Raw genomic sequence first — 26521 nt, 5'->3', positions numbered from 1 at the left:
ACCATGCGAAAGAGGTCGACGCGCGTACGGCGCCGGAATTCTACCGCATCGTCCAGGGCCTTGCCGGCAATGCCGGTCTGCCGATGCCGAAGGTCTACGTGATCCAGAACCCGCAGCCGAACGCCTTCGCCACCGGCCGCAACCCCGAAAACGCCGCCGTCGCCGCGACCACGGGTCTGCTCGAACGGCTGAGTACGGAAGAAGTCGCCGCGGTGATGGCGCACGAGCTCGCCCATGTGCAAAACCGCGACACGCTGATCATGACGATCACCGCGACGCTCGCCGGCGCGATCTCGATGCTCGGCAATTTCGCTTTCTTCTTCGGCGGCAACCGCGACAACAACAACCCGCTCGGCTTCATCGGCGTGATTGCCGCGATCATCGTCGCGCCGCTCGCGGCGATGCTGGTGCAGATGGCGATCAGCCGGACCCGCGAATATTCCGCCGACCGGCGCGGCGCCGAAATCTGCGGCAATCCCGACTGGCTCGCCACGGCGCTCGGCAAGATCGCCAGCTCCGCCGGGCGCATCGTCAACCAGGACGCCGAACGCAACCCGGCGACCGCGCACATGTTCATCATCAACCCCTTGTCGGGTCAACGCATGGACAATCTGTTCTCAACCCATCCGGACACCGGCAACCGCATCGCCGCCTTGCGGCAGATGGCGGCCGAAATGGGCGGCGGCGGTCCGGACTTCGTCGCGGGCACGCCGACGAGATCGGTCGCGCATGACGAAAGTCGCTCGGGGCCGTGGAATCGGTCGCGCGGGACGACGTCCGGCGGCGCGCGCAAAGGTCCTTGGGGTTGAGCGCCGGATCGGACGGCCGCAAGCCTCGCCGCGGCAATTTCGATGCCGCCCGCTCGGCCCCGCGTAAGCGGCCATTGCCGGGCAAGGCGCCGGTCGCGGCCGACAGGGCGGGGCAGCCCCGGATCGCCGCCGGACCCGATGCTTTCGTGCCGGATGGCTATTCGGCCGGCGACAGGCCGGGCCTCGGCGCGCGCCTGGTGGCGGCCAAGCTGTTGTCGGCGATCGTCGACGCCAGGACCTCCGCCGATGGCCTCCTCGACGCCAAGGGGGGGCATCCCGGCTTTCGCGCGCTGGAACGCCGCGACCAGGGTCTCGTCAAGGCGATCATCCTGACGGCCCTGCGCTTTCGCGGCACGATCGACCGGGCGCTCGACGCCTGCCTCGACCGGCCGTTGCCGCCGAACGCTTCGGCGCTGAAGCACATCCTGCATGTCGGGGCGGCGCAGATCCTGTTTCTCGACGTGCCGGATTCGGCGGCTGTCGATCTCGCCGTCGCAGCCGCCGGCGTCGATTCCCGCAGCCAGCGCTTCTCCGGCATGATCAATGCGGTGCTGCGCCGCCTGTCGCGGGAGAAGGAAACGCTGCGCTCGGTCGCCGCGCCAGGCGAGAACATGCCGGAATGGTTGAGGCGCCGGCTCGTCGCGCCCTACGGAGCGGCGCGCGCCGACGCGATCGCGCTGGCTCATCTGTCGCCCGCGTCGCTGGATCTTTCGGTGAAGGGCGATCCCGCCGCCTGGGCGGAGCGTCTCGGCGGGGTCGCGCTGGCCTCCGGCACGGTCCGGCTCGGCAGCTTCGACGGACCGGTGACCGATTTGCCCGGCTTCGCCACCGGCGACTGGTGGGTGCAGGATGCCGCCGCCGCCTTGCCGGCGAAGCTGTTCGGTGATCTCTCCGGTAAGCGCGTCGCCGATCTGTGCGCGGCGCCGGGCGGCAAGACGGCGCAGCTGATCCTGGCGGGCGGCAAGGTCACCGCGCTCGACATCAACGCCAACCGGATGAAGCGGCTGAAGGAAAATCTGGCGCGGCTGTCGCTGGAGGCCGAGACGGTCGTCACCGATCTGGCGGCCTACGAGCCGGACGCGCCGTTCGACGCGATCCTCCTCGACGCGCCCTGTTCCTCGACCGGAACGATCCGTCGCCACCCCGATGTCGGCTACACCAAGGACGCCGCCGAGATCGACAAGCTCGCCGCCGTCCAGGCGAGGCTGCTCGGCGAGGCGGCACGGCTGCTGGCGCCGGGCGGCCGCCTGGTGTTTTCCAATTGTTCGCTCGACCGGGCGGAAGGCGAGGATGTGATCGCGGCGTTCCTCGCCGAACGAACGGATTTCGTCCGCGATCCGGTCTCGGCGGAGGAGCTGCCGGGCTTCGCATTCGCTCTGACGTCCGAGGGCGATCTGAGGACGACGCCCGAGATGCCGGGGGCCGGCGAGGGTCCCGAGGGCGGCCTCGACGGGTTTTACGCGGCCCGGCTCAAGCGGCTGTGATGCGGGCGCTCGCGCTCGCGCCGGCCCCTTAGCAAAGCCTTTACCATATCGCGCGAAACTCGGTCGTATCGAGCAGTCGCCACGCGCTCGCCGGCAACGGGCCGGCGTCGGCTGGCCTGCGAGACGATGGCGACGATGGTGCGCGTTCGTTCAAACGCCCGCGGAACGCCATGAATCTCGGCAATGCGACATCGCGTGATCCGACAATCGGTGAGCGCCTAGGAAACGATCCGATAGCGCTGGAGTACGGGAGTGTCGACGGGTTTGGTGGATCATTCGCTGCTGGCGGTGTTGACGCTCAGGGAGGCCTGGCGCCGGGTCCGGCGGCGGCTCCACACCGGCCCGATCCACCGCTGGCGCTTCGCGGGAGGAACCTCCGGCAAACTCATCGCGCTTCCGCCCAATCTGCGCCACGGCGACCCGATGATCGCCGAAGCGATCTACGCCGGGCGGTTTCATTTCGCCGGACAATTGCTCGAACCCGGCCGCACCTCGATCTTCCAGTCGACGCCGCCGTCGGCCGCCTATGCGGTCGAGCTGCACGGCTTCGACTGGCTGACCCATCATGCCGCGGCCGGCGATGCGCTGGCGGGCCAGAACGCCCGCGCGCTGGTCGACGACTGGATCCGCCTCAAGGGCAAGACGATCGCCGGCCCGCCTTTCGAGCCGGCGGTAGCGGCGCGGCGCCTCATCACCTGGATCACCCATGCGGATCTTCTGCTCGCCGGGGCCGAACCGGGCTTTTACCGCCGCTTCATGAAAAGCCTGTCGGCGCAGGCGCGTTATCTCCGCGCGGTCGTCCAGGAGGCGCCCGACGGAACGCCGCGGCTGCTCGCGCGCACGGCGCTTGCCTTCGCCTCGCTCTGCCTGCCGACGGCCAGTGGCCGCGTCAAGATCGCCGCGCAGTCCCTGTCCGACGAACTCGACCGGCAGATATTTCCCGATGGCGGACATATTTCCCGCGATCCCTCGGCGATCATCCGCATCCTGGCGGATCTGATCCCGCTGCGGCAGACCTATCTCGGGCAGGGCCAACCGCTGCCGAAAGGCCTCTATTCGGCGATCGACCGGATGCTGCCGGCGATCCGTTTCTTCCGCCATGGCGACGGGGCGCTGGCGCTGTTCAACGGCGCCGGCGTTTCCGACCGCCATTTGATGACCGTGCTGTCGCGCTACGACGAGACCCTCGGCGAGCCGATCAGCCACGCGCGCCAGTCGGGCTATCATCGGATCACGGCCGACGGGACCATCATCATCGCCGACACAGGCTGTCCGGCGCATGCATCGGTGTCCAGCAACGCCCATGCCGGGACGCTTGCCTTCGAACTGTCGAGCGAGGCCAGCCGCATCGTCGTCAATTGCGGCCGTCCGATCACCGAGGACGCCGACTGGCGGCGGCTTTCGCGCTCCACGGCCGCCCATTCGACCGTCACGGTGGCGGACAGATCCTCCTCGCATTTCGCCCGCTCCGCCAGCCTCGACCGGTTTCTCGGAACCCCGCTTGTGCCGGGCCCCACCGCAGTGACACTGGCCGAAACGGGCGACAGGTGCCTCGGTTTCGACGCCACCCATAACGGCTATGAGCGCGGGTTCGGTCTCCTGCACCGCCGCAGGCTCCTCGTGTCGCCCGATGGAAACGAGGTGGAGGGCACCGACCGTTTCGAGGCAGCGGGCGCGCATACAAGCGCGGCGACGGCGCTTAGCGCCACCGCGCGCTTCCATCTCCATCCGGGGGTCAATGTCGAGACGGCGGGCGCCGGGGTCCGGCTCAGCGTCCGCGACCAGCGCTGGCTGTTCGAGACCGATGGCGAACTGGCGATCGAGGATTCGATCTTTTTCGCCGATGCCTGCGGCGCGCGCCGCACGCTCCAGCTCGTCGTTCCGTTCGACGCGCGGGACCTGAACGGGATCGCCTGGCGCTTCCTGCGCGAGCGCTGATCGGCGGGAACTCGCGGGCACCGCAAGCGAGCGGCGTCCACAGACGCGAAAAACGAAAACGCGACTCGACGAAACGCCGCGATGGCGCATCTCCATGCCGATGAAGCATCTCGTCCTCCTGGCCATTGTCGGCCTGGCGCTTGCGTCCTGCGGCATGAACCGGGCTGTGACGGTTCTGCCGAACACGCTCGACGATCTCGCCGAATTATCGAAGACGTCGCGCGGCGCGGACGGCGAAGAGTCGCGGCCGACGCGATAGGAAAACACGTCCGCGAGGGGCATTGTCGGGGTGGCGTTCGCCCACTATCAGGGGCCTCAGCCCTCATTCGTTTCGATCCGCGCAGGAAATGCCAATGTCCGTCAAGGCCAATGTCACACCCGTTCCCGACCGTGTCCGCGTCCGCCGGGCGCTCCTCTCGGTGTCCGACAAGAGCGGCCTCGATGATCTGGCCAAGGGTCTCGCCGCGCTCGGCGTCGAGCTGGTTTCCACTGGTGGTACCCGCAAGGCGCTGGAAGCGGCTGGCCTCGCCGTCCGCGACGTGTCCGATCTCACCGGCTTTCCGGAGATCATGGACGGGCGGGTGAAGACACTGCATCCGGCTGTGCATGGCGGGCTCCTGGGGATTCGCGCCGATCCCGCCCATGCCGACGCGATGCGGACCCACGATATTGCCGGGATCGACCTTCTCGTGGTCAATCTCTATCCGTTCGAGGCGACGCTGGCCGGCGGCGCCGACGCCGCGACCATCGTCGAGAATGTCGACATCGGCGGCCCGGCGATGATCAGGGCCGGCGCCAAGAACCACGGCTATGTCACGGTCGTCGTCGATCCGGCGGATTATGGCGAGCTGCTCGCCGCGCTGCAGGCGAACGAGGGCGAGACAGATCTCGCGCTCAGGCGGCGGCTCGCGGCGCGAGCCTTCGGCCGCACGGCCGCCTACGACGCGGCGGTCTCGCAATGGTTCGCCGGCGCGGTCGGCGACGCGATGCCCCGGCGCGCCAGCTTTGCCGGCACGCTCGCCGAGGAATTGCGCTATGGCGAGAACCCGCATCAGTCGGCGGGCTTCTACAAGACCGGCGAGGCGCGGCCCGGCGTCGCGACGGCCCGGCAGGTGCAGGGCAAGGCGCTGTCCTACAACAACATCAACGATACCGATGCCGCCTTCGAACTGGTCGGTGAATTCGATCCGGATCGCACCGCGGCCGTCGCCATCATCAAGCACGCCAATCCGTGCGGCGTTGCCGAAGGGCCGGACCTCCTGGCGGCCTATCGGCAGGCGCTGGCCTGCGATCCCGTCTCGGCCTTCGGCGGCATCGTCGCGCTCAACCGCCGCCTCGACCGGGCCGCGGCCGAAGCGATCGTCCAGGTCTTCACCGAGGTGATCATCGCCCCCGACGCGGACCCCGACGCCGTTGCGATCATCGCGGCCAAGAAGAACCTTCGCCTGCTGCTCACCGGCGGCCTGCCCGACCCGCGCGCCGCCGGGCGGTTCGTGAAGTCGGTCGCGGGCGGGCTTTTGGTGCAATCGCGCGATGCCGGCGTGGTCGACGATCTCGACCTCAAGGTGGTGACGAAGCGGGCTCCGAGCGACACCGAACTCGCCGACCTGAAATTCGCTTTCCGGGTCGCCAAGCACGTCAAGTCCAACGCCATCGTCTATGCCAGGGACGGCGCCACCGTGGGTATCGGCGCCGGGCAGATGAGCCGGGTGGATTCGGCCCGGATCGCCGCGCGCAAGGCCGAGGACGCGGCAAAGGCGCTCGGCCTCGCCGAGCCGCTGACGCGCGGATCGGTGGTCGCGTCGGACGCGTTCTTCCCCTTCGCGGACGGGCTGCTGTCGGCCGTCGCGGCGGGGGCGACGGCCGTCATCCAGCCGGGCGGGTCGATTCGCGACGACGAGGTGATCGCCGCCGCCGACGACAACGACATCGCCATGGTGCTAACCGGGATGCGCCATTTCCGCCATTGATGGCGCGGGGTTTGGCTCACCGCGCCTTCACCTTGCGATGGATGCTGGCCTTCTCGCGTTTGCCCACTGCCGCGACAATGACCACGACGCGGCTATCGTCGACCCGATAGACCATTCGATAACCGCCCAAAAACGGACCTGAATCAAGCGAATGGCGACCGTCTTGTTTCGCTGCGTGCCGGTCCCGGCGTGCCCCACAGCAGCGCCAGGCCGACAATGAGAAAGAGGATGATAGCCGACATGCCGATGCGCGAGGCGGTGACCGGATCGGTGAGTGCCGCCGCGACGGCGGTGAGGGCGGCGACGGCGCCGGTGGCCAGAAACGACGTCGCCCGACCGGTCAGCGCGTAGAAGCCGAAATAGCGCCCGGCCTCGTCCGCCGTCACCGCCTGGGCGAGCCAGGAGCGGGACGAGGCCTGCACCGGTCCGAAGGCAAGACCGATCAATAGCCCCCAGGCGATGTAGCTTTTTTCTGCCGCCGTGGCGAACAGGCCGGTCGCCTCGGACGGTCCGAAGACGACGAGCCCGAAGGCGGTGAAGCCGGGAGCGGTGGAGACGATCCCGATGGTGGCCGCGATCAGGCAGAGGATCGACATGCCGATGACCGCTTTGGAGCCGAGCCGCGCGTCGAGGAAGCTGGCGCCGAGACAGCCGAGGATCGCGGTGACGTTGAGGATGATGCCGAACAGCCCGCTTTCGGTGATCGACCAGCCGAACATGCCGGCCGCGAAGGCCCCGCCGAGGACGAGCAGGGCGCTGACGCCGTCCTGATAGATCATCCGGGCGATCAGGAAGCGGAACAGCGCCGGCCGCTTGCGGATCTCGCGCCAGGTTGCCAGGAGATCCTTGAACCCGTCCCGCGCGGCGGTGGCGATCGGCTCGGCCTTCGGACGGTCCGGGGTGAAAAGAAACATCGGCAGGACGAAGACCAGATACCACAGCGCCGCCAGGGGACCCGTCGCGCGCGCGCCTTCCCCGGCCGCCGGATCGAGGCCGAACAGCGGCTCGAGACCGAGGATCGTGCGGCCGGTCGTGGGCGAGCCGGCGAGGAAGGCAAGGGTGAAGAACAGGAAGATGATGCCGCCGGCATAGCCGAGGCCCCAGGCGACGTTGGAGACGCGGCCGATCGAATCCCGATGGACCAGCCGGGGAATCATCGCGTCGTTGAAGACGATCGAAAACTCGGCGGAAATCTGCGCCAGAACGATCAGAAGGGCGACGAGGACCAGCGGCGAGCCGGGAGCGGCGAACCACAAGAGGGCGAGGGCGCCGATCTGCACCACGGCGAAGCTTGCGATCCACGGCTTACGGGGGCCTGCGCGGTCTGCGATCGATCCGAGAAATGGCGACAGCAGCGCGACGACGATGCCGGTGAGAGTGATGGCGCCGCTCCACCAGGCTTGCCCCGTCGCCGGATCGGGGGCGAGCTGCGAGACGAAATAGGGGCCGAAGACGAAAGTGATGATGACGGTGAAGAAGGGTTGCGCGGCGAAATCGAAAGCCATCCAGCCCCAGACGGGTCGCCGGCGCAGGGGGACGCGATAGGGTGGGGAGTCGATTGCGGGAATCATCCAGAGCCTCGTCCATCGGCATTCCAAAGAGCCTTGCACCGCATCACGACGCCAGCGCAAATTCTTCCGACCAGACGCGATTGATGCCCATGGTCGCCGGGTGCGTGCTAGTCTGCGGTCGCATCAATCAGGATGCCGTGAAGGGATCGACTATGGCCAAGGGTCAAATGCGCAGCAACAAGGAAACCCGCAAGCCGAAGGCGGACAAGGCGAAGGCCGTGGCCCCGGCAACCGTGCCCGGTAAGTTCGCGCCGCAGGAAAAGAACGACGGCAAGAAAAAATAAGGCGGGGATGGACCCGCGATCCGGGTGCCGTCCGCCGCTAGCGATCGGCCGCCCGCTAGCCGGGCAGATCCGACAGCAACCCCGCCGCGACGGTAAGCCGCGCGACGGAGGTCTCTCCGGTCCCCGCGAGCGCGGCGATCTGACGCGCGATGCGATCGACGGCGGCGCGCCGGCTGTCGGCCCATGCCTCGGCCGCGTCGCCATCATCGCCGCCATGCCGTCGTAAAGCCGCGGCGGTCAGTGATCGCCGAGCCCCGGCGATTTCGCTGGCGGCGCGATCCAGCGCCAGCGTCTCGTAATAGTCGGGCGTCTGCAAGGTCAGCAGGGCCGCCTCCAGGCGTCCGATGCCAAACAAGCGGGTAATGCCGAAATAGGTTTCGATCGTCGCCTCCAGCGACGCCGATGTTTCACGTGAGACAGAAGCGATGTCCGGCACCAGCGACAGTAGGGGCAGAAGCGCGATTTAGTTGGCGAGGTCGGCGGGCACGCCCTTTTCGGACCAGCCATCGGCGCGGTCCATGGCCTCGGCGCGCGCAACGTCCGTCGCCAGCTGCAGCAGGTTCGGCTTCAGCTGATCGAGGGCGTCCCGACTGCTGACCACCGCGCCGGTGAGACCGGTTTCGAAGAGTTCGTTCTGGGCGTACCAGCGCGTCGTGCGGCGGAGAAACCGCCCGATCTCCGCATAAAGCGCATTTTGGGTCTCGCCCGACAGCCGACCGTCCAGCGCGTCCACCCGCTCATAGGTCGCGTTGACGTCGAGGCCGTCCTTCGCCGCGACGAAAGCGCGCACAATCTGCGAGGGGGACGCCCCCCGCGCCTCGCGCATCACGGTGACGAAGGTCGGGCCGGTGCGATTGACGATCTCGTTGGCGAGGACGGTCGCCACAATCTCGCGGGACAGCCGGTGGCCGCGAATATCGCGCGCGAAGTCGTGGCGCATCGGAACGGGAAAGTAGTCGAGCAGCCGATCCTCGAAATAGGGATCGTCTGGCAGCGTGCCAGCCACCAGCTGGTCGAACAGGGTGATCTTGGCGTAGGCGATGAGGACGCCGATTTCCGGCCGCGTGAGGCCGCGGCCGCTGCCCCGGAGATCGCCGATCGCGGTTTCTCCCGGCAGGGTCTCGACGGATCGATCGAGCGTCCCCTCCGCTTCGAGAACCGTCATGAAACGGGCCTGGAGCGCCAGCGCGCCGGCGCCCTCCCGCTCTTCCAGCGACAGCGCCAGGGTCTGTTCGTAATTGTTGGCGAGCACCAGTTCGGCAACCACGTCGGTCATGCCGGCCAGCAGCGCGTCACGGTCGCTTCGGGTCAGCCGGCCGGCCTCCATCGCATTCTTCAAGGCGATCTTGATATTGACCTCGACGTCGGAGGTGTTGACGCCCGCCGAATTGTCGACGGCGTCCGAATTGATCCGGCCGCCGGCGCGCGCGAATTCGATCCGGCCCTTCTGGGTGACGCCCAGATTGGCGCCCTCGCCGACCACCTTGGCCCGAACCTCAAGGCCGGTGACGCGGACAGCGTCATTGGCGCGGTCGCCGACATCGGCGTTGGATTCCGCCGTCGCGCGCACATAGGTTCCGATGCCGCCGAACCACAACAGGTCGGCCGGCGCCTTGAGGATCGCCGTGATCACTTCGGCCGGCGTTCCCGAGCGATGCTCCCAGCCGATCGCGGCGGCCGCCTGCTCCGACAGCGTGATCCGTTTGTCTCGCCGGGAAAAGACGCCGCCGCCGGCCGACAGCCTGTCCGTGTCGTAGTCGGCCCAGGAGGAGCGCGGCTTCTCGAACAGGCGCTGGCGCTCGGCGAAGGACAGCGCGGGGGCGGGATCGGGGTCGATGAAGATGTCGCGATGGTCGAAGGCGGCGATCAGCCGGGTCTGGCGCGACAGCAGCATCCCGTTGCCGAACACGTCGCCGGACATGTCGCCGCAACCGACGGCGGTAAACGGTTCGGCCTGGATGTCCCGATCCATCTCGCGGAAATGGCGCTTAACGGCCTCCCAGGCACCGCGGGCGGTGATGCCCATCGCCTTGTGGTCGTAGCCGGCCGAGCCGCCGGAGGCGAAGGCGTCGTCCAGCCAGAAATCGTTCGACTGGGCAATGGCGTTGGCGGTGTCGGAGAAGGTCGCGGTGCCCTTGTCGGCGGCGACCACGAAATAGGGATCGTCTCCGTCATAGCGGGTGACCGCGGGCGGCGGGACGACCGCATCGCCGACGATGTTGTCGGTCACCGACAGAAGCGAGGCGATGAAGACGACATAGGCCGACCGGCCGGCGGCAAACCAGGCGTCGCGGTCGGAAGCGTCAGGCAGACGCTTGGGATAGAATCCGCCCTTCGCGCCGACCGGCACGATGACGGCGTTCTTGACCTGCTGCGCCTTGACCAGCCCGAGCACTTCGGTGCGGTAATCCTGGGCCCGGTCCGACCATCTGAGACCACCGCGGGCGACGGGTCCAAAGCGTAGATGCACCCCTTCCACGCGGGCGTCGAACACGAAGATCTCGCGGAAGGGAACCGGGGCGGGCAGCCCCTCGACCGCGGCGGATTCGAGCTTGAAGGCGAGCGCCGGCGCAACCCGCCCCGGCTCGGATTCGGCCTCGGACGACGTGCCGTCGACCGCGTAGAAATTGGTCCGCAAGGTGGCGAGAATGGCGCCCATGAAACGCCGGATGATGCGGTCGTCGTCGATGGAATCGACCGCATCCAAGGCCTCGATGATGGCCGCATGAACCGCCTCAGCCCCCCGCTCGGCGGCCCGGCGGGCCTGGCGGGCGTCGGGCTCGTCGGCGACGTCGTCGGCGGCCGCCGCGCTGGCGCGCGGTGCGGACCGCTCCGGATCGAAAGCGGTTTCGAACAACTCCCAAAGCCGTGCGGCGATCGCCGGATGCCGCAGCAACGCTGCTGCCAGATAATCCGGCGAGTAGGACAGTCCGGCTTGCCGCAGGTAGCGGGAATAGGCCCGCAGGACATTGGCCTTGCGAAAATCGAAACCGGCCTCGAGAACCAGCGCGTTGAAGCCGTCGTTTTCGATCCGGCCGGCCCAGACCGCCGCGAAGGTCGTCTGCAACGCATCGCCGTCGTCGTCGAGAACGATGTCGCCGCCATTCTTGCGGGTCAGGTCCATGTCGTGCAGATGCGTGATCGAACCGTCGGGCCGCGTGACGGGAAAGGTGCGCTCCGAGACGACGGAAAAGCCCATGTTTTCCAGAATGGGGACCCGGGTCGACAGCGATACGGCGGCGCCCAGGTGATAGATTTTCAGACGCAGCAGATCGTCCGGATCGCCGGCGCGCCGATAAAAATCCACCGTGAGATCATGGTCCGGCGACAGTTCTTCGATCACGGCTGCGTCGCCAATCGCCTCTTCGGGCGTGATCACGTCGCGATAGCTCTCCGGCACGCCGGGCAGCAGCCTGTGCAGTTCGTGCGACAGCCCCCCCGCCGCGAGCGCCGCGACGAAGGCATCCTCCCAGTTCCTGGCGAGTTCCACGATGCGCGCCTCGATTCTGGCGATGTCGACATGCGGCGTCGTGCCTTCCGGACGGCCGATGATGAGATGCACGCGGGCTAGCGGGCCCTCGGGAAAGGCGGGGTAGTAGGCCGAGACGTGGCCGCCATAGGCCTCGGCGAGCAACAGGCCGATGCGCTCGCGCAGCCGCGTGTCGTAACGATCGCGTGGCACGAAGACGAGCACCGAGACGAAACGGTGAAAGCGGTCGATTCGGGCGAGGACCCGCACACGCGGTCGTTCGCCGAGTTCGACGGTGGTCGTCGCGAAGCGCTCGAGCAGATCGACGTCGATCTGGAACACCACGTCGCGCGGGTAGGATTCCAGCGCGTTGAGAAGCGCCTTGGCGGAATGCGACCCCGGCCGAAAACCGGATCGGCTGATCACCGTCTCTGCCTTCAGGCGCAGATAGGGAATGGAAAGAATCGACTGGGTATAGGCGCTCGACGTGAACAGGCCGACGATGCGCAATTCGCCGGTGAAGTTGCCGGCGGCGTCATATTGCTTGACGCCGACATAATCCATGTAGGTCCGGCGGTGGACGATCGAGCGGGCGTTGGCCTTGGTGACGATCAGCGGATTCGGCGCTTTCAGGAAGGCGCGAATCTCGGGCGTGGTCGTCATCGACCGGCCGTCCCGCCCGAGAATGCGAAGCCGCGGATCGGCAAGAATGCCGAGCCCGGCGTCGTCGCGTCGCTCCAGTGCTTCACCGTCGGTATCGCCGCGATAGTCGTACTCACGGCAGCCGAGAAAGATGAAATTGTCGTCGCGCAGCCATTCCAGCAGATTGGCCGATTCCTCGACGATGGTCCGCTCGTCGAGATCGTCCAGCCCGGCGGCGCGCTGGCGCAGCGAGTCGACCGCCTCGCTGACCCGATCGCGCATCGCGCCGAAATCCGCGTTGGCCTGAGTCACCTGGGAGAGGATCCGTTCGAGCCGCGCGCGCAAGGCGGCGGCCGCCTCGCCGGTCAGCGGATCGATCGCGAACTGGATCAGGCTCTTGCGTTCCGACTTCGTCTGGGTCTCGTCGGTGATATGCGAGGCGGAAAAGCTGGTGATCTCGCCGTCGGCGCCGCGAACGACGTCGAGAATGGGATGCGAAATGTAATGGATCGCCGGAGCTGTTTCGGCAATCTCGGCGGTCATGGAGTCGAACAGGAAGGCCATGTCGTCGCTGACCACGGTGACCAGATCCTGCGGCTCGCCGTCATGTAGAAAGGCCTCGGGCCGTTCGATCGACACCACGGTCCGGCCCCGGCGGTGGGAATCGAGAGCGGCGATGCCGGCCCGCGCGGCGGCGGCGAGGGCCTCCGGCTTGAAGGCGGCGAGATCCTCGGCGGGGGGGCGGGCGAACAGAAGCGGCGCCAGGGTAGCCTCGGGCCGGCCTTCCCCGATCACCGCCTCGACGGCGCTCAGTATCGCTGATTTGCTGATCTCGTGATGGTCCATTCGTACCGCGCTCCAAGCGTCGCCTTGTCTGTCCAGGAACCCTATCATAGGGGAGTGGCGCCGGTGTGCGATGGCTAATACCGTCGTCCGGCGGTATCCGATCCACGGGAGGAAGCATGACGCAGCATGATGACGGCGCGGTTACCGCGCTCGATCTCGGTGTCGCCGAGCCGCTGTCGGAGCGCACCAGGGCCTATTTCGCCAAATGCGAGGAAAAGCTCGGGCTCGTGCCGAATGTGCTGGTCGCCTACGCCTTCGACGAAAGAAAGCTCGAGGCGTTCTCGAGCTTCTACAACGAGCTGATGCTGGGCGAGAGCGAGATCGACAAGCTCGATCGCGAGATCATCGCGGTGGTCGTCTCGGCGATCAACCACTGCCATTACTGCCTGACGGCGCACGGGGCCGCCGTCCGGCAGCTTGCCGGCGACGCGCATTTCGGTGAGACAATCGCGCAGAACTGGCGCGCGGCCGGGCTCGAGGCCAAGCGGACGGCGATGCTCGACTTCGTCGTCAAGCTCACCGAGCGGCCGGACACGATCGTTGAGGCGGACCGGCAGGCGCTGCGCGATGCCGGCTATTCGAACCGGGCGATCTTCGACATCGCCTCGGTCGCTGCGTTCTTCGCCATGTCGAACCGGGTGGCATCGGCTACCGACATGAAGCCGAACACGGATTATCACGCGATGGCGCGGTGAGGGGGCGGCGCGGACGCGAATCGAAACCGCCTGTGCTGTCCCGGATTACGGGGCTGGGGGCTGTCGACTTCATCAGGCGTCCAATGGCTCCGCGATGGAACTTCCAAGCGGACGTTCAACAGATTGAGCAGTGGCAATTCCTACTCATCCGAGATTGCGGCCTGGATGCGCTGCGTCAGTGCGCCCATGTCGAAGGGCTTGGTGATCACCTGCATACCGTGCTCGAGATGGCCGTGATTGAGAACGGCGTTTTCGGCATAGCCGGTGATGAACAGCACCCGCAGACCGGGACGCAACTGCCTGGCCGCCTCCGCCACCTGCCGTCCGTTCATGCCATTCGGCAGGCCGACATCAGTAATGAGGAGATCGATGCGCGCGTCGGACTCGATCACCTTCATCCCGGATGGTCCGTCGCCGGCCTCGATAGCCATATAACCGAGATCCTCCAGCGTATCGACGACGAGCATGCGCACTAGCGGTTCGTCATCGATGACAAGCACCGTCTGGCCGGTCGGGGCCTGCTCGGTCGCCGGAATCTGCGGCGCTTCCTCCACCTTGTCGCACTCGCCGAGGTGGCGTGGCAGGTAGATGCAGACCATCGTTCCCTGACCGAGCTCCGAGTAGATGCGCACCTGACCCCCCGACTGGCGGGCAAAGCCGTAGATCATCGAGAGGCCGAGGCCGGTACCCATTCCGATTGGCTTGGTCGTGAAGAACGGGTCGAACGCCTTCTCGACCACGTCGGACGCCATTCCGGAGCCGTTGTCGCTGACGCACATCGATACGTACTGGCCGGGCGCCAGGTCGAGCATCCGTGCAGCCCGCTCGTCGAGCCAGCGGTTCGCTGTCTCGATGGTGATCTTGCCTCCATCCGGCATGGCGTCGCGCGCATTGATGCAAAGGTTCAGCAGCGCGTTCTCCAACTGGTTGGGATCGACGAGAACGCTCCAAACTCCGCCGCCGGCGACGCTCTCGACGGCGATGGCGGGACCGACCGTGCGCCGGATCAGATCCTCCATGCCGTTGATAAGGGCGCCGATATTGGTCGCCTTGGGATCAAGCGTCTGGCGACGCGAGAAGGCGAGCAGTCGATGCGTCAGGGCAGCCGCGCGCTTGACCGCTCCCTGAGCGGCGAGAAGATAGCGTTCGATCTCCCCCACGCGCCCCTGCGCCATGCGTGTTCCCATCAGCTCCAGTGAGCCGGAGATTCCGGCCAGCAGATTGTTGAAGTCATGGGCCAGTCCGCCGGTGAGCTGGCCCACGGCCTCCATCTTCTGCGACTGGCGAAGCGCCTCTTGCGCTCGTTCCAGCTCTGCCGCTGCTTCCTTCTCTGCAGTGACATCACGCGCGACCGCGTGGATGAACTGCTCGTCGGGGACCGCGGTCCAGGACAGCCAGACGTAGCCGCCATCGCTCGCTCGATACCGGTTCTCGAACCGCAACGTCGAAAGCCCCTGCTGCAGCTTTCCGGCCTCCGCTTGCGTCGCCGCAAAATCGTCGGGATGAATGAGATCGAGGAATGACGTGCCGATCAGATCCGTTTCGTTCCAACCCAGAAGACCCGTCCAGGCCGGGTTCGTGGCAGTGATCGTCCCGTCGAAGCGCGCCATCAGCATGAGGTCGGTCGACAGCCGCCAAATGCGATCGCGGTCTGCCGTGCGCTCCGCCACGAGGTGTTCCAGCTCCTCACTTTGCCGCGCCTTCGCGTCGCGCGCCTCGACGATGTCCTGCATCTCCACGCAAGTGCCGATCCAGCGGAGCGCAGCGCCGCGCTGCGTCGAGCGGGCCGGCACGCAACGGCCGAGGAACCAACGGTAAACGCCGTCGTGACGTCGAAAGCGGTACTCGATCTCGAACGGCTCCTCGGAAGCGCGTGCGTCTTTCCAGACTGCGAGCGCGCGTTCGCGATCGTCGGGGTGCAGCGCAACACTCCAGCCCAAGCCCTCCAACGACTCGGGCGACAGACCCGTGAATATCTGGAAGAACGGATTGGTGTAGTCATAGCGCCCGTCCGCGTCGCTGGTGAACAAGACCAGTGGCAGGGCCTCCGCAAAGGCGCGAAACCGTGTCTCGCTCGCCTGCAGCGCGGCCTGGTTGCGGTGCCGCTCGGTGAGGTCCAGCATGGCTCCGATCATCCGGACCGCACGGCCGCTTTCGTCGCGGATCACGTGACCACGGTCGAACACGTCGGCATAGGCGCCGTCGGCCCGGCGAAACCGATATTCCTCGGTCCAGCTCTCGAGCGTACCGTCGATTGCGGCATGAATGCTATGGTCCACTCTTGCGCGGTCTTCCGGATGGATTTGCTCGATCCACCATTCCCCGGTTGGCTCGACGTCGGCGGGCTGGTGACCGTAGGCCGTCTCCAGCGCCTCGTTCCAGAGCACGTGGTTGGACAGGAAGTGCCAGTCCCAGATCGCGTCGTTCGTGGCACGCACCGCCAGGCGGTAACGCTCCGCCGTCTCCCGAGCCGCCGCATCCGCCTTCTTCTGTTCGGACACGTCGCGGAAGAACACGGCAAGCCCATCCTCGATCGGGTAAGCCCGCGTTTCAAGCCAAGCCTCGCGCCCGTCCCCCCAAGCGTAGCAGTGCTCCAGAGCAACAGGCGCGCGTTCGACCATCGCTCGCTTGTAGAGCCGGCCGAGTTCGCTGTCCTCCGTGCCCGGATAGACCTCCCAATGTGTATGCCCGAGAAGAGCCGCAAGCGGGCGTGTTTCGTGGCGCAAGGCTTCGACGTTGATATCCTGGATGCGAAACGCCGGATCGAGCAGCATGAACCCCTCGGCCATGCCGTCGAGCACGCCCTTGGCGCGCGCCTCACTCTCGCGCAGGCGACGTTCGGCCAGTACTTGGGCGGTGATCTCGTTGCACGGACAGAAGAATCCGACAACTTCTCCGGTCTCTTCGCGGACGGGTGTGTAGGAGAAGCTGAAATGCGTCTCCTCTCTGAAGCCCTTTCGATGCATGATCAGGGTTATATCGTCCATATGGACGGGTTCGCCCGAATATGCCTGCTCGACGATCGGCATCAGATCAGCGCGAATCTCCTGCCACACATCCAGAAAATCGCGTCCGAGCGCATCGGGATGCTTTGCCGCAAGGATCTCAGAGTAGGTGTCGTTGTAGAGGAACGTGCGCTCGGGCCCCCAGGCGATGAACATGGCCTGATTGGAGGCCAACATCACGCCGACCAGTGTCGTTAGTGCCGGCGGCCACTGATGCGGAGAGCCGAGGCTCGTGTCGCCCCATGGGTAGGAACGCAGCCGCTCGCCCATCTCGCCGCCGCCTGCCAGAAAGGCGGGAATCGCAGGCGCGACGTTCTTTACAAGCTGATCCGTCATGGCTGCACCGTTGCCTGCCTTGAGCACCGGTTCAAACTGTCAATTCCATTCGCCATTCAATACTCGTCTCTACACTCTGTAATGCCATGCTCGAATCATGACCGATAGAATAAGGCGATGATGGGATTCAATGTATATGGTAAAGTGAGAGCGTTCGGAGAACGCCATTCCGCGCGTTCGTAACGGTCACAGAACACCACATGGCGCAGGGTCGGACCGTCTGCCTCTTGCAACTTTAGGTCGAAAAGGTGCTCGATGGTTTTCGGCCACAGCAGACGTGCCGCACGACACAAGGGCGTTGCATTCCGTCTCCTCATGAGCTCGCCCTAATCTCAAATCTCCACCAGCCGATCGGAAATCTCGTTCGGATTGGCGCGGTCGCCGGGAAAATGCGCCGTCAGGATCGCCCCGGCCGCCCGGACGGCCTGGACGTAGCCTTCGGCCAGCCGATTTTCGCGCGCGGCGGCAATGAGGTCGGCGACGATGGCGTCCCAGGCCTCCTGCGGTACCTTGGCGGCAATCTCCGCGTCGGCGACGATCTCGGCATAATGCTCGGCCTCGGAGACGAAGACGAGGATTCCGGTCCGCCCGACGGTCGCATGGATATTGTGGGCGAAGAACTGCGTCAGGGCCATGCGATGGGCCCGATCCTCGGCGACGGCGCGCGGCACGAACGCCATGCGCAGCGACGGGACGACCGCGAACAGCACCAGCAGCAGCAGTGTCGCGGCAAGCTGGCTGGTCACCAGCGCCAGGCCCGAGATCGCCAAGCCGGCAAGTGGCGCGAACAGCGCCGCCAGCAGCGCGGCGATCAGCGACAAGGCGAGCGCGATCGTCGCCGGCACGAAGACATAGGCGTCGCTGGTGCGCGCGAAGACGGCGTAGATCTCGCCGGTGGTGGTTGCCTCCGCCTTCCGGATGGCCTCGGCGATGCGGCCATGATCGGCCTCGGTGAAACTGAGATGCGCCATATCTACCAACTCCCCGACGAGCCGCCGCCGCCGAACGATCCGCCGCCGCCGGAAAAGCCGCCTCCTCCGGAAAAACCCCCTCCGCCGGAAAATCCGCCGCCGCCATGGCGCCGCGACCTGCCGGCGGCATCGAGTGCCCAGATCATCCCGAGCCAGCGATAGCGGTTCCTGCCGACCTTGCGACCGTGGCGCCGCGCCAGGTTGGTCATCACGAAACTGCCGATCACGAACACCCAGACGCCGGCGAAGAACAGCGTGAACAGCCAGTCCGAAACATCGCCGCCGGACCAGGATTCGTTGCGCTCGGCGCGGGCTTCCAGTTCGGCCGCGTCGCCCGAAAGGACCTGCAGGATGCCGTCGACCCCCTTTACGATACCGGCCGGATAGTCGCCGCTTCGAAAGGCCGGCAGGATGTCGTTCTGGATGACCAGCGTCGACAGCGCGTCGGTCAGCGTGCCCTCGAGGCCGTAACCGACCTCGATCCGCACCTTGCGGTCGTCGCGGCTGACCAGCAGCAGGACGCCGTTGTCCTCGTCCTTCTGGCCGATCGCCCATTGCCGGGCCAGCCGGTTGGCGTAGTCGGCGATGTCGTAGCCTTGCAGGTCGGGAACCGTGGCGACGACGACCTGGTCGCTGGATTGCGCCTCGAAGGCGGCGAGCTTTGCGGCCAAGGCCGCCTCGGTCCCTGCGTCGAGCAGGTCGGCGGTGTCGACCACACGCCCGGTGAGCGGCGGGAACTCCTGCGCCACCGATGGGACGGTCGCCGTCAGGAGCGATGCGAGGAGGACAAGCCATGCGCAGCCAGCGCGCGTTCCCCAGCCGGCCCGCCCCTCACTCGGACCGGGCGGCGAGGCGGGCGTCCGGAGCCGCAATGCCATCCATCCCCGCGCGCTTGTCATTGGCCGAAATCGACCCTGGGCGGCGTCTCGGCGCCGGCGGTCGCGGTAAAGGCCTGCATTTCCTCCGCCTCCGGATAAAACAGCGCGGCGATCCAGCGGCCGGGGATGGTCTTCAGCTCGGTGTTGTAGACGCGGACCGCGTCGATATAGTCGCGGCGGGCGACCGAGATACGGTTTTCGGTGCCTTCGAGCTGGCTCTGCAGCGCCAGGAAGTTCTGGTTGGATTTCAGGTCGGGATAGCGCTCGACCGTCACCAGCAGGCGCGACAGCGCGCCGGAGAGCTGGTCCTGCGCGGCCTGGAATTTCTGGATGGCGGCCGGGTCGGTCAGCTGATCGGCATTGATCTGCGTCTGCGTCGCCTTGGCCCGCGCCTCGACGACCGCCGTCAGCACGTCGCGTTCCTGCGCGGCGAAGCCCTTCACCGTCTCGATCAGGTTGGGGATCAGGTCGGCGCGGCGCTGATACTGGTTCTCGACCTGCGCCCATGTCGCCTTGGCCTGCTCCTCATAGGTGGGGATCGCGTTGATCCCGCAGGCCGACAGCAGCGGCGCCAGGATCAGCAGGAAAAGCGCCGTCACGATCGGGCGGATGCGCGGCGGTTCAACGGTGAGCGACTGCATGGTGGTCTCCGGTCATGGGCGATGTCGCCAGGCGCGCGAATATGTAAAGCATCTTAGCGCTATCCAGAAGCCGGTTCGACCGCACGGTTGCTCTCGGCCGGCTTTTGCGACAGAGATTTCGCATGACCGGCCATCATCACGACGACGAGCGCCAGCGCGAGGCGAAAGCCATCCTAAACCGCGTGCGGCAGGAGACCGAACCGCAGGTCGGCGGGCACACCGAGGCGATGCTGTTCAGGACGCGCGACCATTTCATGGCGCGCGACGCCGATCCGATAGATCGGATCGAGGTCATCGGCACGCGCATCGGACGCCTCGCGGCGATCGTCGGCTTCATTGTCTTCGCCGTGCTTCTCGCCATCCAGCTTGCAAGCGATTGAACGGCCGCCCCATGCCGCCAGCCAACTCCATTCAGCAGAGCGACCGGTCGGCCGTCATCTCGGTGTCGAGCCATGTCGTGCGCGGTACCGTCGGCAATCGCGCCGCTGTCTTCGCGCTGGAGACCCTCGGCTTCCCGGTGTGGTCCGTCCCCACCGTCACGCTGCCCTGGCATCCGGGCCACGGGCCGGCAACCCGGATCGTGCCGCCTGATGACGAGTACGCGGCGCTGATGGACGATCTGGCCGGCTCGCCCTGGCTGGGCGAGGTCGGCGCGATCCTTACCGGCTATTTCGGCGCCGAAGATCAGATCGCGCCGACCGCGCGGCTGGTCGAGGCCGTCAGGCGCGCCAACCCGCAGGCGATCTATATCTGCGATCCGGTGATCGGCGATGGCGGCCGATTGTATCAGCCGCAGGCGACACTCGAGGCGATCCGCGACCGGCTGATCCCGCTCGCCGATATCGCGACGCCCAATCGCTACGAGCTGGAATTCCTCTGCGGCCTGGAATTGTCGGACAACGCCCATCTGATCGAGGCCGCGAGCACGCTCGGGCCACCGAGCGTCATCGTTACATCGGCCTTCGCGATGCTGCGGGGCGGCATCGGCAATCTGCTGGTGCGCGATTTCCAGGCCATGCTCGCCGAGCACCGGGTCATCGAGAACCCGCCGCATGGCCTCGGCGACCTTACCGCGGCGGTGTATCTGGCCCGCATTCTCGCCGGCGTGTCCGAGGAGAAGGCCTTGCAGACCACCACCGCGACGGTGTTCGAGATCCTCGCCCGCACGACCAAGCGCGGTGCCGACGAACTGACGCTCGAAACCGATAGCGACAGCCTCCGGCATCCGATGGCGATGGTCCAGACCCGGCGCCTGGCCTATCCCGGCGGCGATCGCCGGGCTTGACCGGTGTGACCACCGGGCTGTCTGTGGACGGCGGTACGGCGATTGATTGCGCCGCGGCGACGCGCTACTGATCGCGGCATGACGAAATTTCTTCCCGACCACCTCCTCAATGGCTATCGCGCGTTTGTCGACAAGCGGTTGCCGCAGGAACGTCAGCGCATGCGGCAGCTCGCCGAGGCCGGACAAAGCCCGAAAACGATGGTGATCGCCTGCTGCGATTCCCGCGCCGCGCCCGAGACGATCTTCGATGCCGCGCCGGGCGAGATTTTCGTCGTGCGCAACGTCGCCAATCTGGTTCCGCCGTACTCGCCGGACGGGGAATTTCACTCGACCTCGGCGGCGCTAGAATTCGCGCTGCACGCGCTCAAGGTCGAGCATGTGGTGGTGCTTGGCCATGGTGGCTGCGGCGGCATCCACGCCGCGCTCTCGCCGGCCGCCGAGCCGCTGTCGCCCGGCGATTTCATCGGCAAGTGGATGAGCCTTCTCGATCCGGTCGCGCGGGCGGTCGGCGCCAACGATCACATGACCGCGAACGAGCGGCAGGCGGCGCTGGAGCGGATCTCGATCCGCCACTCAATCGCCAATCTCAGGACGTTTCCGGCGGTGGAACAGCTGGAAGGCGAGGGTGCGCTGTCGCTGCATGGCGCCTGGGTGGATATCCGGTCCGGCGAATTGTGGGCGATGAACCCGGAAACGGGGGATTTTTCCCGCGTGCTCGGCGACGCCGCGTGATCCAGCTGCAGGACGCATTGCCGCGGCGGCTGTCCTGAGGCGGGTTTTCGTGGATTGCGGGCCACAGGATCGAAATTCTGTTGCATTTCGACACAATTGAGCCTTGCGAAGGATGGCAGTGGTCCGCTTTATGACCAGGATTGTCTTGGGCGGATCTGGCCTGGGACCGCGAGGGACAAGACATGCGCGAGGTAATTTCATGACCAACTGGACAAGAACGGGTGCGGTTCTGCTCACGCTGCTTCTGGCGGCGGGCTGTTCGCGCTCGATGCCGACTTTCGGAAGCAGTGATCCGGCGCCGCTGACACCGGCGCCCCGGCAGCGGGTCGCGGCCCGGCAGCTGCCGCCCCCGCCGCCGCCGGCGGCACCGGCGATGTCGGAGAATTCGGCCTTCGAAAACGAGACCGATGTGACGGCAAGCGAGACGGGCCAGAATGCGTCTTCAGACGGTCAGGCAGGTCAGGAGACCCAGGTCGCATCCGTCAGCAGCGGGCCGATCTCGAGGAATTCCGTGCTCGGCGCCTACAAGGTGACGACGACGGGCGGCAACTGCCAGATCATCTTGTCGCTGACGAAGTGGACCGGCGGCTATCGGGCGGCATCGCGCGGTTGCCCTGGCGCGGTCGCCGACGTCAGTGCCTGGGACGTGGCGGGCAATCAGGTGGTTCTGAAGGATTCCGGCGGCTCCAACGTCGCCAATCTGAGCTCCACCGGCGGGTCGCGCTACGAAGGCCAGACCAAGAGCGGGCAGCAGATCAGCCTCTACCGGTAAGCCCCGGCGCCGGTCGGCGTCGGGCATGACGCTGACCGGCCCCGCTTCGGACCAATATGGTGGCGCGTCTCGTCCGCGAGACTTCGCCGCGATCCCGGCATAGGGTGCGGCGGACCAGACACGCCTTGTCGCCAGCTGACCCAACGACCCTTCGAGGAATGATGCCGAGCACCGCCACGCGCGACGACAGGAAAGCGCAAGGACCTGTCCGCTCGGCGCTGGAACATTTGATCGCCATCGAGGAGATCGAGGCGGACCCGGGCCAAAGGGCGCTTGCCGACCGGCTCGATCACATCGATCAGAGGCTCTCGGCGGCGACCGTCGCCTCGAAGAAGAGCGCCCTTGGCTGGCTGTTCGGCAAGAAGCGCGCGGCCGACCCGATCCGCGGCGTCTACATCCATGGCGATGTCGGGCGCGGCAAGACCATGCTCATGGACATGTTCTTTCGGCGAAGTTCGGTGTCGGCGAAGCGGCGCGTGCATTTCCATTCCTTCATGGGCGACGTCCATGAGCGCATCGGGGCTCATCGCAAGGCGGTGAAGGCCGGTACGGCCAGCGGCGACGACCCGATCGGGCCGGTCGCCGGCCAGATCGCCCGTGATGCCCGCCTTTTGTGCTTCGATGAATTCGCGGTGACCGACATCGCCGACGCGATGATCCTGTCGCGGCTGTTCACGGCGCTGTTCGAAAACGGCGTGGTGCTCGTCGCCACGTCCAACGTCGCGCCCGCCGATCTCTACCGCGATGGTCTCAACCGGCCGTTATTCCTGCCCTTCATCGACGTCCTCAAAGCCCACACCGACATCGTCGCGCTCGACGGCGCGGAAGACTATCGGCTGACCACGATCGGCCGTGACAACGTCTATCTGTCGCCGCTCGATCCGACCGTCGAGGCGCGGATGGATACGATCTGGCTATCGCTTCTCGATGGCGCCAAGGAGGGCGTCGCTTCGCTTTCGGTGAAGGGACGGACGGTCAAGGTGCCCCGCGCCGGCAACGGGGCGGCACGGTTTGCCTCCGACGATCTGTTGAAGGGAGCGCTCGGGGCGCAGGACTACCTCGCGATCGCCCGGCGTTTCCACACGGTGATGCTGGACCGGGTTCCGGTGATGGATCAGGCCGAGCGCAACGAGGCCAAGCGCTTCATCACCCTCGTCGACGCGCTGTACGATTGCGGCCGCCGGCTGGTGATGTCGGCCGAAGCGCCGGCGGAGCAGCTCTATCGCGGCAGCTCAGGCACGGTCGCTTTCGAGTTCGACCGCGCCGTCTCGCGCCTCGTCGAGATGCGGTCGGATGAATACCTGGCCCGGACGTCCTCCCACTCCGGTCAAAGCGCTAATTGACCCGGATCGCGTCGGAGCTCGCCTGGCGGAAGCCGGGACATCCCGGCCCAGGCCGCGACCGGTTCCGATGGGCGCGTGACAGCTTGACTGGAGGACCTGGCCGCTCGCGGCTTTCGCGCTGCAACGACGCAATTCCGGCCGGCGGCCTTGGCCCGATAGAGGGCGGCGTCGGCGTCCCGCCTGATCGACCCCGGACCGCCGCAACGTTCGGTCTGGCCGACGCCGATGCTGACGGTCAGGGGTGCGGCGTCACCGATCTCCGCGAAGCGTTTCGCCGCGACACGGCGCCGCAGATGCTCCGCGCGGCGCATCGCGGTCGGCAGATCGCAGTTCCACAGCAGGACCGCGAATTCCTCGCCACCGTAGCGCGCCACCATGTCCGTTTCGTTCCCGAGACGCTTCAGCACATCGGCCACGGCGGCAAGCGCCCGGTCGCCGCTATCGTGGCCGAACCGGTCGTTGATCGTCTTGAAGTGATCGACGTCGATCATCATCAGGGCGAATGACCGCGGGGGCCCCGTCGTCCATTCCTCCAGCCGCCGGTCGAATGCCCGTCGGTTGGCAAGACCGGTCAATGGGTCGGTGTAGGCATCGATGAGCAGGGTTCTTTCCCGCGTGATCAAGCTGTCCTCACGTTGCATCAGCGCGCCGAGAAGGAGCGTGGCGAGGGCGCAGGAGACCATGAGCGCGACTACCGCGAGGCCGATCGTGGTGGCGGAGGCCTGGATCGGCAGCAACGGCAGGAGCAGCGCCTGACAGGAGATTGTCAGGCCGAGGAGGAACAGGCTGGGCAGGCTGACATGCCCGCGCCGCCGCCAATACGCCCACCAGAGCAGACCGGCGGCGGCCCCGAAGCCGAGAATCGCCAGACCGATGCCCGTTCCCGCGCCGCCGAGTGCGACGCGGTACAGACCGGCGACGGCAGACGTGATCGCCGCGGTCAGCGGTCCACCGAAGGCGCCGGCCAGCGCGACCACGATGATTCTCGCATCGATCATGATTCCCGGTAGCGGGTCCGACGCGCGCAACATCGTGGCGATCGTGGCGGCGCCGAAGACAAGCCCCAGGATCGCCGCTTGCGCGCCGCCCGGCAAGCGGGCGCGGCGAAGGGCTCCGTAGCTCATGGCGACGAGGGCCAGAAGGCCGACATCGTTCGCCAGATCGAGGATCAGGTCCGCAGGCAGGTTCATGCTGGTCGGAATCCTCGTCTGGCGGTCAGGAGCCGGTACGCTCCCGGATCGGAAGGCCCTGTGCCACTCGTTGATCCAAGGCAACTACGTTTGAAGGGCCGGTTTTGATCCCGGCAGCGAACCGCGACGGTCGAACAGGGCTAACAAACCGCCAATGCCCTATCGCCGGGGTAATCTGTTCATCCCGGATTCTTACGTTTACGTAATGACTGGTTATTATAACCGATTGAATCTTTTAGGGTATGATTGCCATGGTTGCATCTGTGGGCAGGCCGGTCTATTGCGTCGCCGCGACGGGGGCACCGTCGAGGGCCTTTCAACCTCGCGCTCAGCCGAATTCGCTGTTGCAGCGCCCCGCGACGAAGGATTCGGCGGACGGAGCGAGGATTCTCCTGGCTCTCTCCGCGACCCAACCCACGGTCCGCTCCCGGTTTGATGCCGAGGCCGGCCGACAGCAGGAGGAAAGTGGCCTTGGCCCGTTCGAAGATCGCACTCATCGGTTCCGGCATGATCGGCGGCACGCTCGCGCATCTGGCGAGTCTGAAGGAACTCGGCGACGTCGTCATGTTCGACATCGCCGAGGGGACGCCCCAGGGCAAGGCGCTCGACATTTCCCAGTCCGGTCCGGTGGAGGGCTTCGACGCGCATCTGAGCGGCGCCAACGACTATGCCGCGATCGAGGGCGCGGATGTGTGCATCGTCACCGCCGGCGTGCCGCGCAAGCCGGGCATGAGCCGCGACGATCTGCTCGGCATCAACCTGAAGGTCATGGAGCAGGTCGGCGCCGGCATCGCCAAATACGCGCCCAACGCCTTCGTCATCTGCATCACCAACCCGCTCGACGCCATGGTCTGGGCGCTGCAGAAATTCTCCGGCCTGCCCAAGGCCAAGGTCGTCGGCATGGCCGGCGTGCTCGACTCCGCCCGCTTCCGCGCCTTTCTCGCCGAGGAATTCAAGGTCTCGGTCGAGGACGTCACCGCCTTCGTGCTGGGCGGGCATGGCGACACGATGGTGCCGCTCACCCGCTATTCGACGGTCGCCGGCATCCCGCTCACCGATCTGGTCAAGATGGGCTGGTGCTCGAAGGAGCGGCTGGAGGAGATAGTCCAGCGCACCCGCGACGGCGGCGCGGAGATCGTCGGCCTGTTGAAGACCGGCTCGGCCTATTACGCGCCGGCCGCCTCCGCGATCCAGATGGCCGAATCCTACCTCAAGGACAAGAAGCGGGTGCTGCCCTGCGCGGCGAACCTGAAGGGCGAATACGGCCTCAAGGACATGTATGTCGGGGTTCCCTGCGTGATCGGCGCCGACGGCATCGAGCGGGTGATCGAGATCGATCTCGCCAGCGACGAAAAGGCGCAGTTCGAAAAATCCGTCAGCGCGGTGAAGGGCCTGATGGAAGCCTGCGTCGAGATCGCGCCGAAGCTGAAGTAAGTTTTCCGGGCCGCCTATGAGCGGCCCGTTCCTTTTTCCCTCCCCGCCGAGGAAGAACAATCAGATGAACATCCACGAATATCAGGCCAAGGAAGTGCTGAAGGGCTATGGCGCGCCGGTGGCGGCGGGGGGTGCGATCACCGAGGTCGGGCAGGCGGAAGCGGCGGCGCGGCAGCTGCCGGGGCCGGTCTATGTGGTCAAGAGCCAGATCCACGCCGGCGGCCGC

The 26521-nt window shown here is 66.5% G+C and carries 20 protein-coding genes and 1 pseudogene; 14 read left to right on the top strand and 7 right to left on the bottom strand.

Features of this window, described 5'->3' with window-relative positions; all coding sequences use genetic code 11:
* The 5 genes from htpX to purH all read left to right on the top strand — a co-directional run.
* Positions 1–809, top strand: an 809-nt coding sequence (gene htpX, locus MJ956_RS16655; protein WP_256477923.1) for a zinc metalloprotease HtpX, incomplete at its 5' end; no start/stop codon positions are given.
* Between the two features lie 74 nt (positions 810–883).
* Positions 884–2293 (top strand): RsmB/NOP family class I SAM-dependent RNA methyltransferase, encoded by a 1410-nt coding sequence (locus tag MJ956_RS16650; protein ID WP_423724901.1) that lies wholly within the window; start codon positions 884–886, stop codon positions 2291–2293.
* Between the two features lie 252 nt (positions 2294–2545).
* On the top strand, positions 2546–4231 hold the full coding sequence (locus MJ956_RS18935; RefSeq protein ID WP_253965561.1) for a heparinase II/III family protein: 1686 nt from the start codon (positions 2546–2548) through the stop codon (positions 4229–4231).
* A gap of 94 nt (positions 4232–4325) precedes the next feature.
* Positions 4326–4490: a hypothetical protein gene (locus MJ956_RS16640; protein WP_253965560.1), complete on the top strand. Its 165-nt coding sequence runs from the start codon at positions 4326–4328 to the stop codon at positions 4488–4490.
* Between the two features lie 94 nt (positions 4491–4584).
* The gene (gene purH, locus MJ956_RS16635) at positions 4585–6201 is read left to right on the top strand and encodes a bifunctional phosphoribosylaminoimidazolecarboxamide formyltransferase/IMP cyclohydrolase (protein WP_253965559.1); all 1617 of its coding nucleotides are present in this window, start codon (positions 4585–4587) and stop codon (positions 6199–6201) included.
* Between the two features lie 143 nt (positions 6202–6344).
* Here purH and MJ956_RS16630 read toward each other — a convergent pair whose 3' ends face one another.
* The gene (locus MJ956_RS16630; RefSeq protein WP_253965558.1) at positions 6345–7772 is read right to left on the bottom strand and encodes an MFS transporter; all 1428 of its coding nucleotides are present in this window, start codon (positions 7770–7772) and stop codon (positions 6345–6347) included.
* Between MJ956_RS16630 and MJ956_RS16625 the strand changes: the two genes are divergently transcribed.
* Positions 7760–8056, top strand: coding sequence for a hypothetical protein (locus tag MJ956_RS16625; protein ID WP_253965565.1), 297 nt, complete (start codon positions 7760–7762; stop codon positions 8054–8056). The two genes, MJ956_RS16630 and MJ956_RS16625, sit on opposite strands and share 13 nt — an antisense overlap.
* Before the next feature lie 55 nt (positions 8057–8111).
* Here the strand turns inward: MJ956_RS16625 and MJ956_RS16620 are convergent.
* Positions 8112–13013 (bottom strand): annotated as a pseudogene (locus MJ956_RS16620) (NAD-glutamate dehydrogenase).
* Between the two features lie 116 nt (positions 13014–13129).
* On the opposite strand from MJ956_RS16620, the gene MJ956_RS16615 reads away from it, so the two are divergent.
* Positions 13130–13708: a peroxidase-related enzyme gene (locus MJ956_RS16615; RefSeq protein WP_253965557.1), complete on the top strand. Its 579-nt coding sequence runs from the start codon at positions 13130–13132 to the stop codon at positions 13706–13708.
* Positions 13709–13848: 140 nt separating this feature from the next.
* Here the strand turns inward: MJ956_RS16615 and MJ956_RS16610 are convergent, their stop codons facing one another.
* The 4 genes from MJ956_RS16610 to MJ956_RS16595 form a co-directional block, all read right to left on the bottom strand.
* Positions 13849–17049, bottom strand: coding sequence for a PAS domain S-box protein (locus MJ956_RS16610; protein WP_253965556.1), 3201 nt, complete (start codon positions 17047–17049; stop codon positions 13849–13851).
* A 332-nt stretch (positions 17050–17381) separates the two neighbouring features.
* Entirely contained in the window at positions 17382–18020 is a 639-nt protein-coding gene (locus MJ956_RS16605) for a TPM domain-containing protein (RefSeq protein WP_253965555.1), read from the bottom strand.
* A 2-nt stretch (positions 18021–18022) separates the two neighbouring features.
* On the bottom strand, positions 18023–18898 hold the full coding sequence (locus tag MJ956_RS16600) for a TPM domain-containing protein (protein WP_253965554.1): 876 nt from the start codon (positions 18896–18898) through the stop codon (positions 18023–18025).
* 17 nt (positions 18899–18915) lie between these two features.
* Positions 18916–19539, bottom strand: a complete 624-nt coding sequence (locus MJ956_RS16595; protein WP_253965553.1) for a LemA family protein — start codon at positions 19537–19539, stop codon at positions 18916–18918.
* 122 nt (positions 19540–19661) lie between these two features.
* Between MJ956_RS16595 and MJ956_RS16590 the strand changes: the two genes are divergently transcribed.
* The 5 genes from MJ956_RS16590 to zapE all read left to right on the top strand — a co-directional run bounded on the left by MJ956_RS16590 (position 19662) and on the right by zapE (position 23671).
* Positions 19662–19919, top strand: a complete 258-nt coding sequence (locus tag MJ956_RS16590) for a hypothetical protein (RefSeq protein WP_253965552.1) — start codon at positions 19662–19664, stop codon at positions 19917–19919.
* Positions 19920–19930: 11 nt separating this feature from the next.
* Positions 19931–20824, top strand: coding sequence for a pyridoxal kinase PdxY (gene pdxY, locus MJ956_RS16585; RefSeq protein WP_253965551.1), 894 nt, complete (start codon positions 19931–19933; stop codon positions 20822–20824).
* Between the two features lie 78 nt (positions 20825–20902).
* On the top strand, positions 20903–21556 hold the full coding sequence (locus MJ956_RS16580) for a carbonic anhydrase (protein WP_253965550.1): 654 nt from the start codon (positions 20903–20905) through the stop codon (positions 21554–21556).
* A gap of 199 nt (positions 21557–21755) precedes the next feature.
* Complete coding sequence (locus tag MJ956_RS16575; protein ID WP_253965549.1) at positions 21756–22328, top strand: protease inhibitor Inh/omp19 family protein; 573 nt, start codon at positions 21756–21758, stop codon at positions 22326–22328.
* A 158-nt stretch (positions 22329–22486) separates the two neighbouring features.
* Entirely contained in the window at positions 22487–23671 is a 1185-nt protein-coding gene (gene zapE, locus MJ956_RS16570; RefSeq protein ID WP_423724900.1) for a cell division protein ZapE, read from the top strand.
* Here the strand turns inward: zapE and MJ956_RS16565 are convergent.
* Complete coding sequence (locus MJ956_RS16565) at positions 23656–24861, bottom strand: GGDEF domain-containing protein (protein WP_253965548.1); 1206 nt, start codon at positions 24859–24861, stop codon at positions 23656–23658. The two genes, zapE and MJ956_RS16565, sit on opposite strands and share 16 nt — an antisense overlap.
* A 471-nt stretch (positions 24862–25332) precedes the next feature.
* On the opposite strand from MJ956_RS16565, the gene mdh reads away from it, so the two are divergent.
* Both mdh and MJ956_RS16555 read left to right on the top strand, forming a co-directional pair.
* Positions 25333–26295 carry a malate dehydrogenase gene (mdh, locus tag MJ956_RS16560; RefSeq protein WP_253965547.1) on the top strand — a complete coding sequence of 321 codons (963 nt, stop codon included), beginning with the start codon at positions 25333–25335 and terminating at the stop codon, positions 26293–26295.
* Between the two features lie 64 nt (positions 26296–26359).
* On the top strand, positions 26360–26521 hold a 162-nt coding region (locus MJ956_RS16555; RefSeq protein ID WP_341482739.1), incomplete at its 3' end, for an ATP-grasp domain-containing protein.

Source organism: Aurantimonas marianensis (genome assembly GCF_024195285.1).
Taxonomy (GTDB): Bacteria; Pseudomonadota; Alphaproteobacteria; order Rhizobiales; family Rhizobiaceae; genus Aurantimonas; species Aurantimonas marianensis.
This window is presented reverse-complemented; position numbering and strand designations above follow the sequence as displayed.

Excerpts from the sequence above, each read along its gene's own strand:
- MJ956_RS16630 (WP_253965558.1), bottom strand. The coding sequence starts at position 7,772 with ATGATTCCCGCAATCGACTCCCCACCCTATCGCGTCCCCCTGCGCCGG.
- pdxY (WP_253965551.1), top strand. The coding sequence starts at position 19,931 with ATGCCGCCAGCCAACTCCATTCAGCAGAGCGACCGGTCGGCCGTCATC.
- MJ956_RS16595 (WP_253965553.1), bottom strand. The coding sequence starts at position 19,539 with ATGCAGTCGCTCACCGTTGAACCGCCGCGCATCCGCCCGATCGTGACG.
- MJ956_RS16600 (WP_253965554.1), bottom strand. The coding sequence starts at position 18,898 with ATGGCATTGCGGCTCCGGACGCCCGCCTCGCCGCCCGGTCCGAGTGAG.
- MJ956_RS16565 (WP_253965548.1), bottom strand. The coding sequence starts at position 24,861 with ATGAACCTGCCTGCGGACCTGATCCTCGATCTGGCGAACGATGTCGGC.
- MJ956_RS16580 (WP_253965550.1), top strand. The coding sequence starts at position 20,903 with ATGACGAAATTTCTTCCCGACCACCTCCTCAATGGCTATCGCGCGTTT.
- MJ956_RS16590 (WP_253965552.1), top strand. The coding sequence starts at position 19,662 with ATGACCGGCCATCATCACGACGACGAGCGCCAGCGCGAGGCGAAAGCC.
- MJ956_RS16605 (WP_253965555.1), bottom strand. The coding sequence starts at position 18,020 with ATGGCGCATCTCAGTTTCACCGAGGCCGATCATGGCCGCATCGCCGAG.
- MJ956_RS16575 (WP_253965549.1), top strand. The coding sequence starts at position 21,756 with ATGACCAACTGGACAAGAACGGGTGCGGTTCTGCTCACGCTGCTTCTG.
- MJ956_RS16640 (WP_253965560.1), top strand. The coding sequence starts at position 4,326 with ATGCCGATGAAGCATCTCGTCCTCCTGGCCATTGTCGGCCTGGCGCTT.
- MJ956_RS16615 (WP_253965557.1), top strand. The coding sequence starts at position 13,130 with ATGACGCAGCATGATGACGGCGCGGTTACCGCGCTCGATCTCGGTGTC.
- zapE (WP_423724900.1), top strand. The coding sequence starts at position 22,487 with ATGATGCCGAGCACCGCCACGCGCGACGACAGGAAAGCGCAAGGACCT.
- MJ956_RS16610 (WP_253965556.1), bottom strand. The coding sequence starts at position 17,049 with ATGACGGATCAGCTTGTAAAGAACGTCGCGCCTGCGATTCCCGCCTTT.
- purH (WP_253965559.1), top strand. The coding sequence starts at position 4,585 with ATGTCCGTCAAGGCCAATGTCACACCCGTTCCCGACCGTGTCCGCGTC.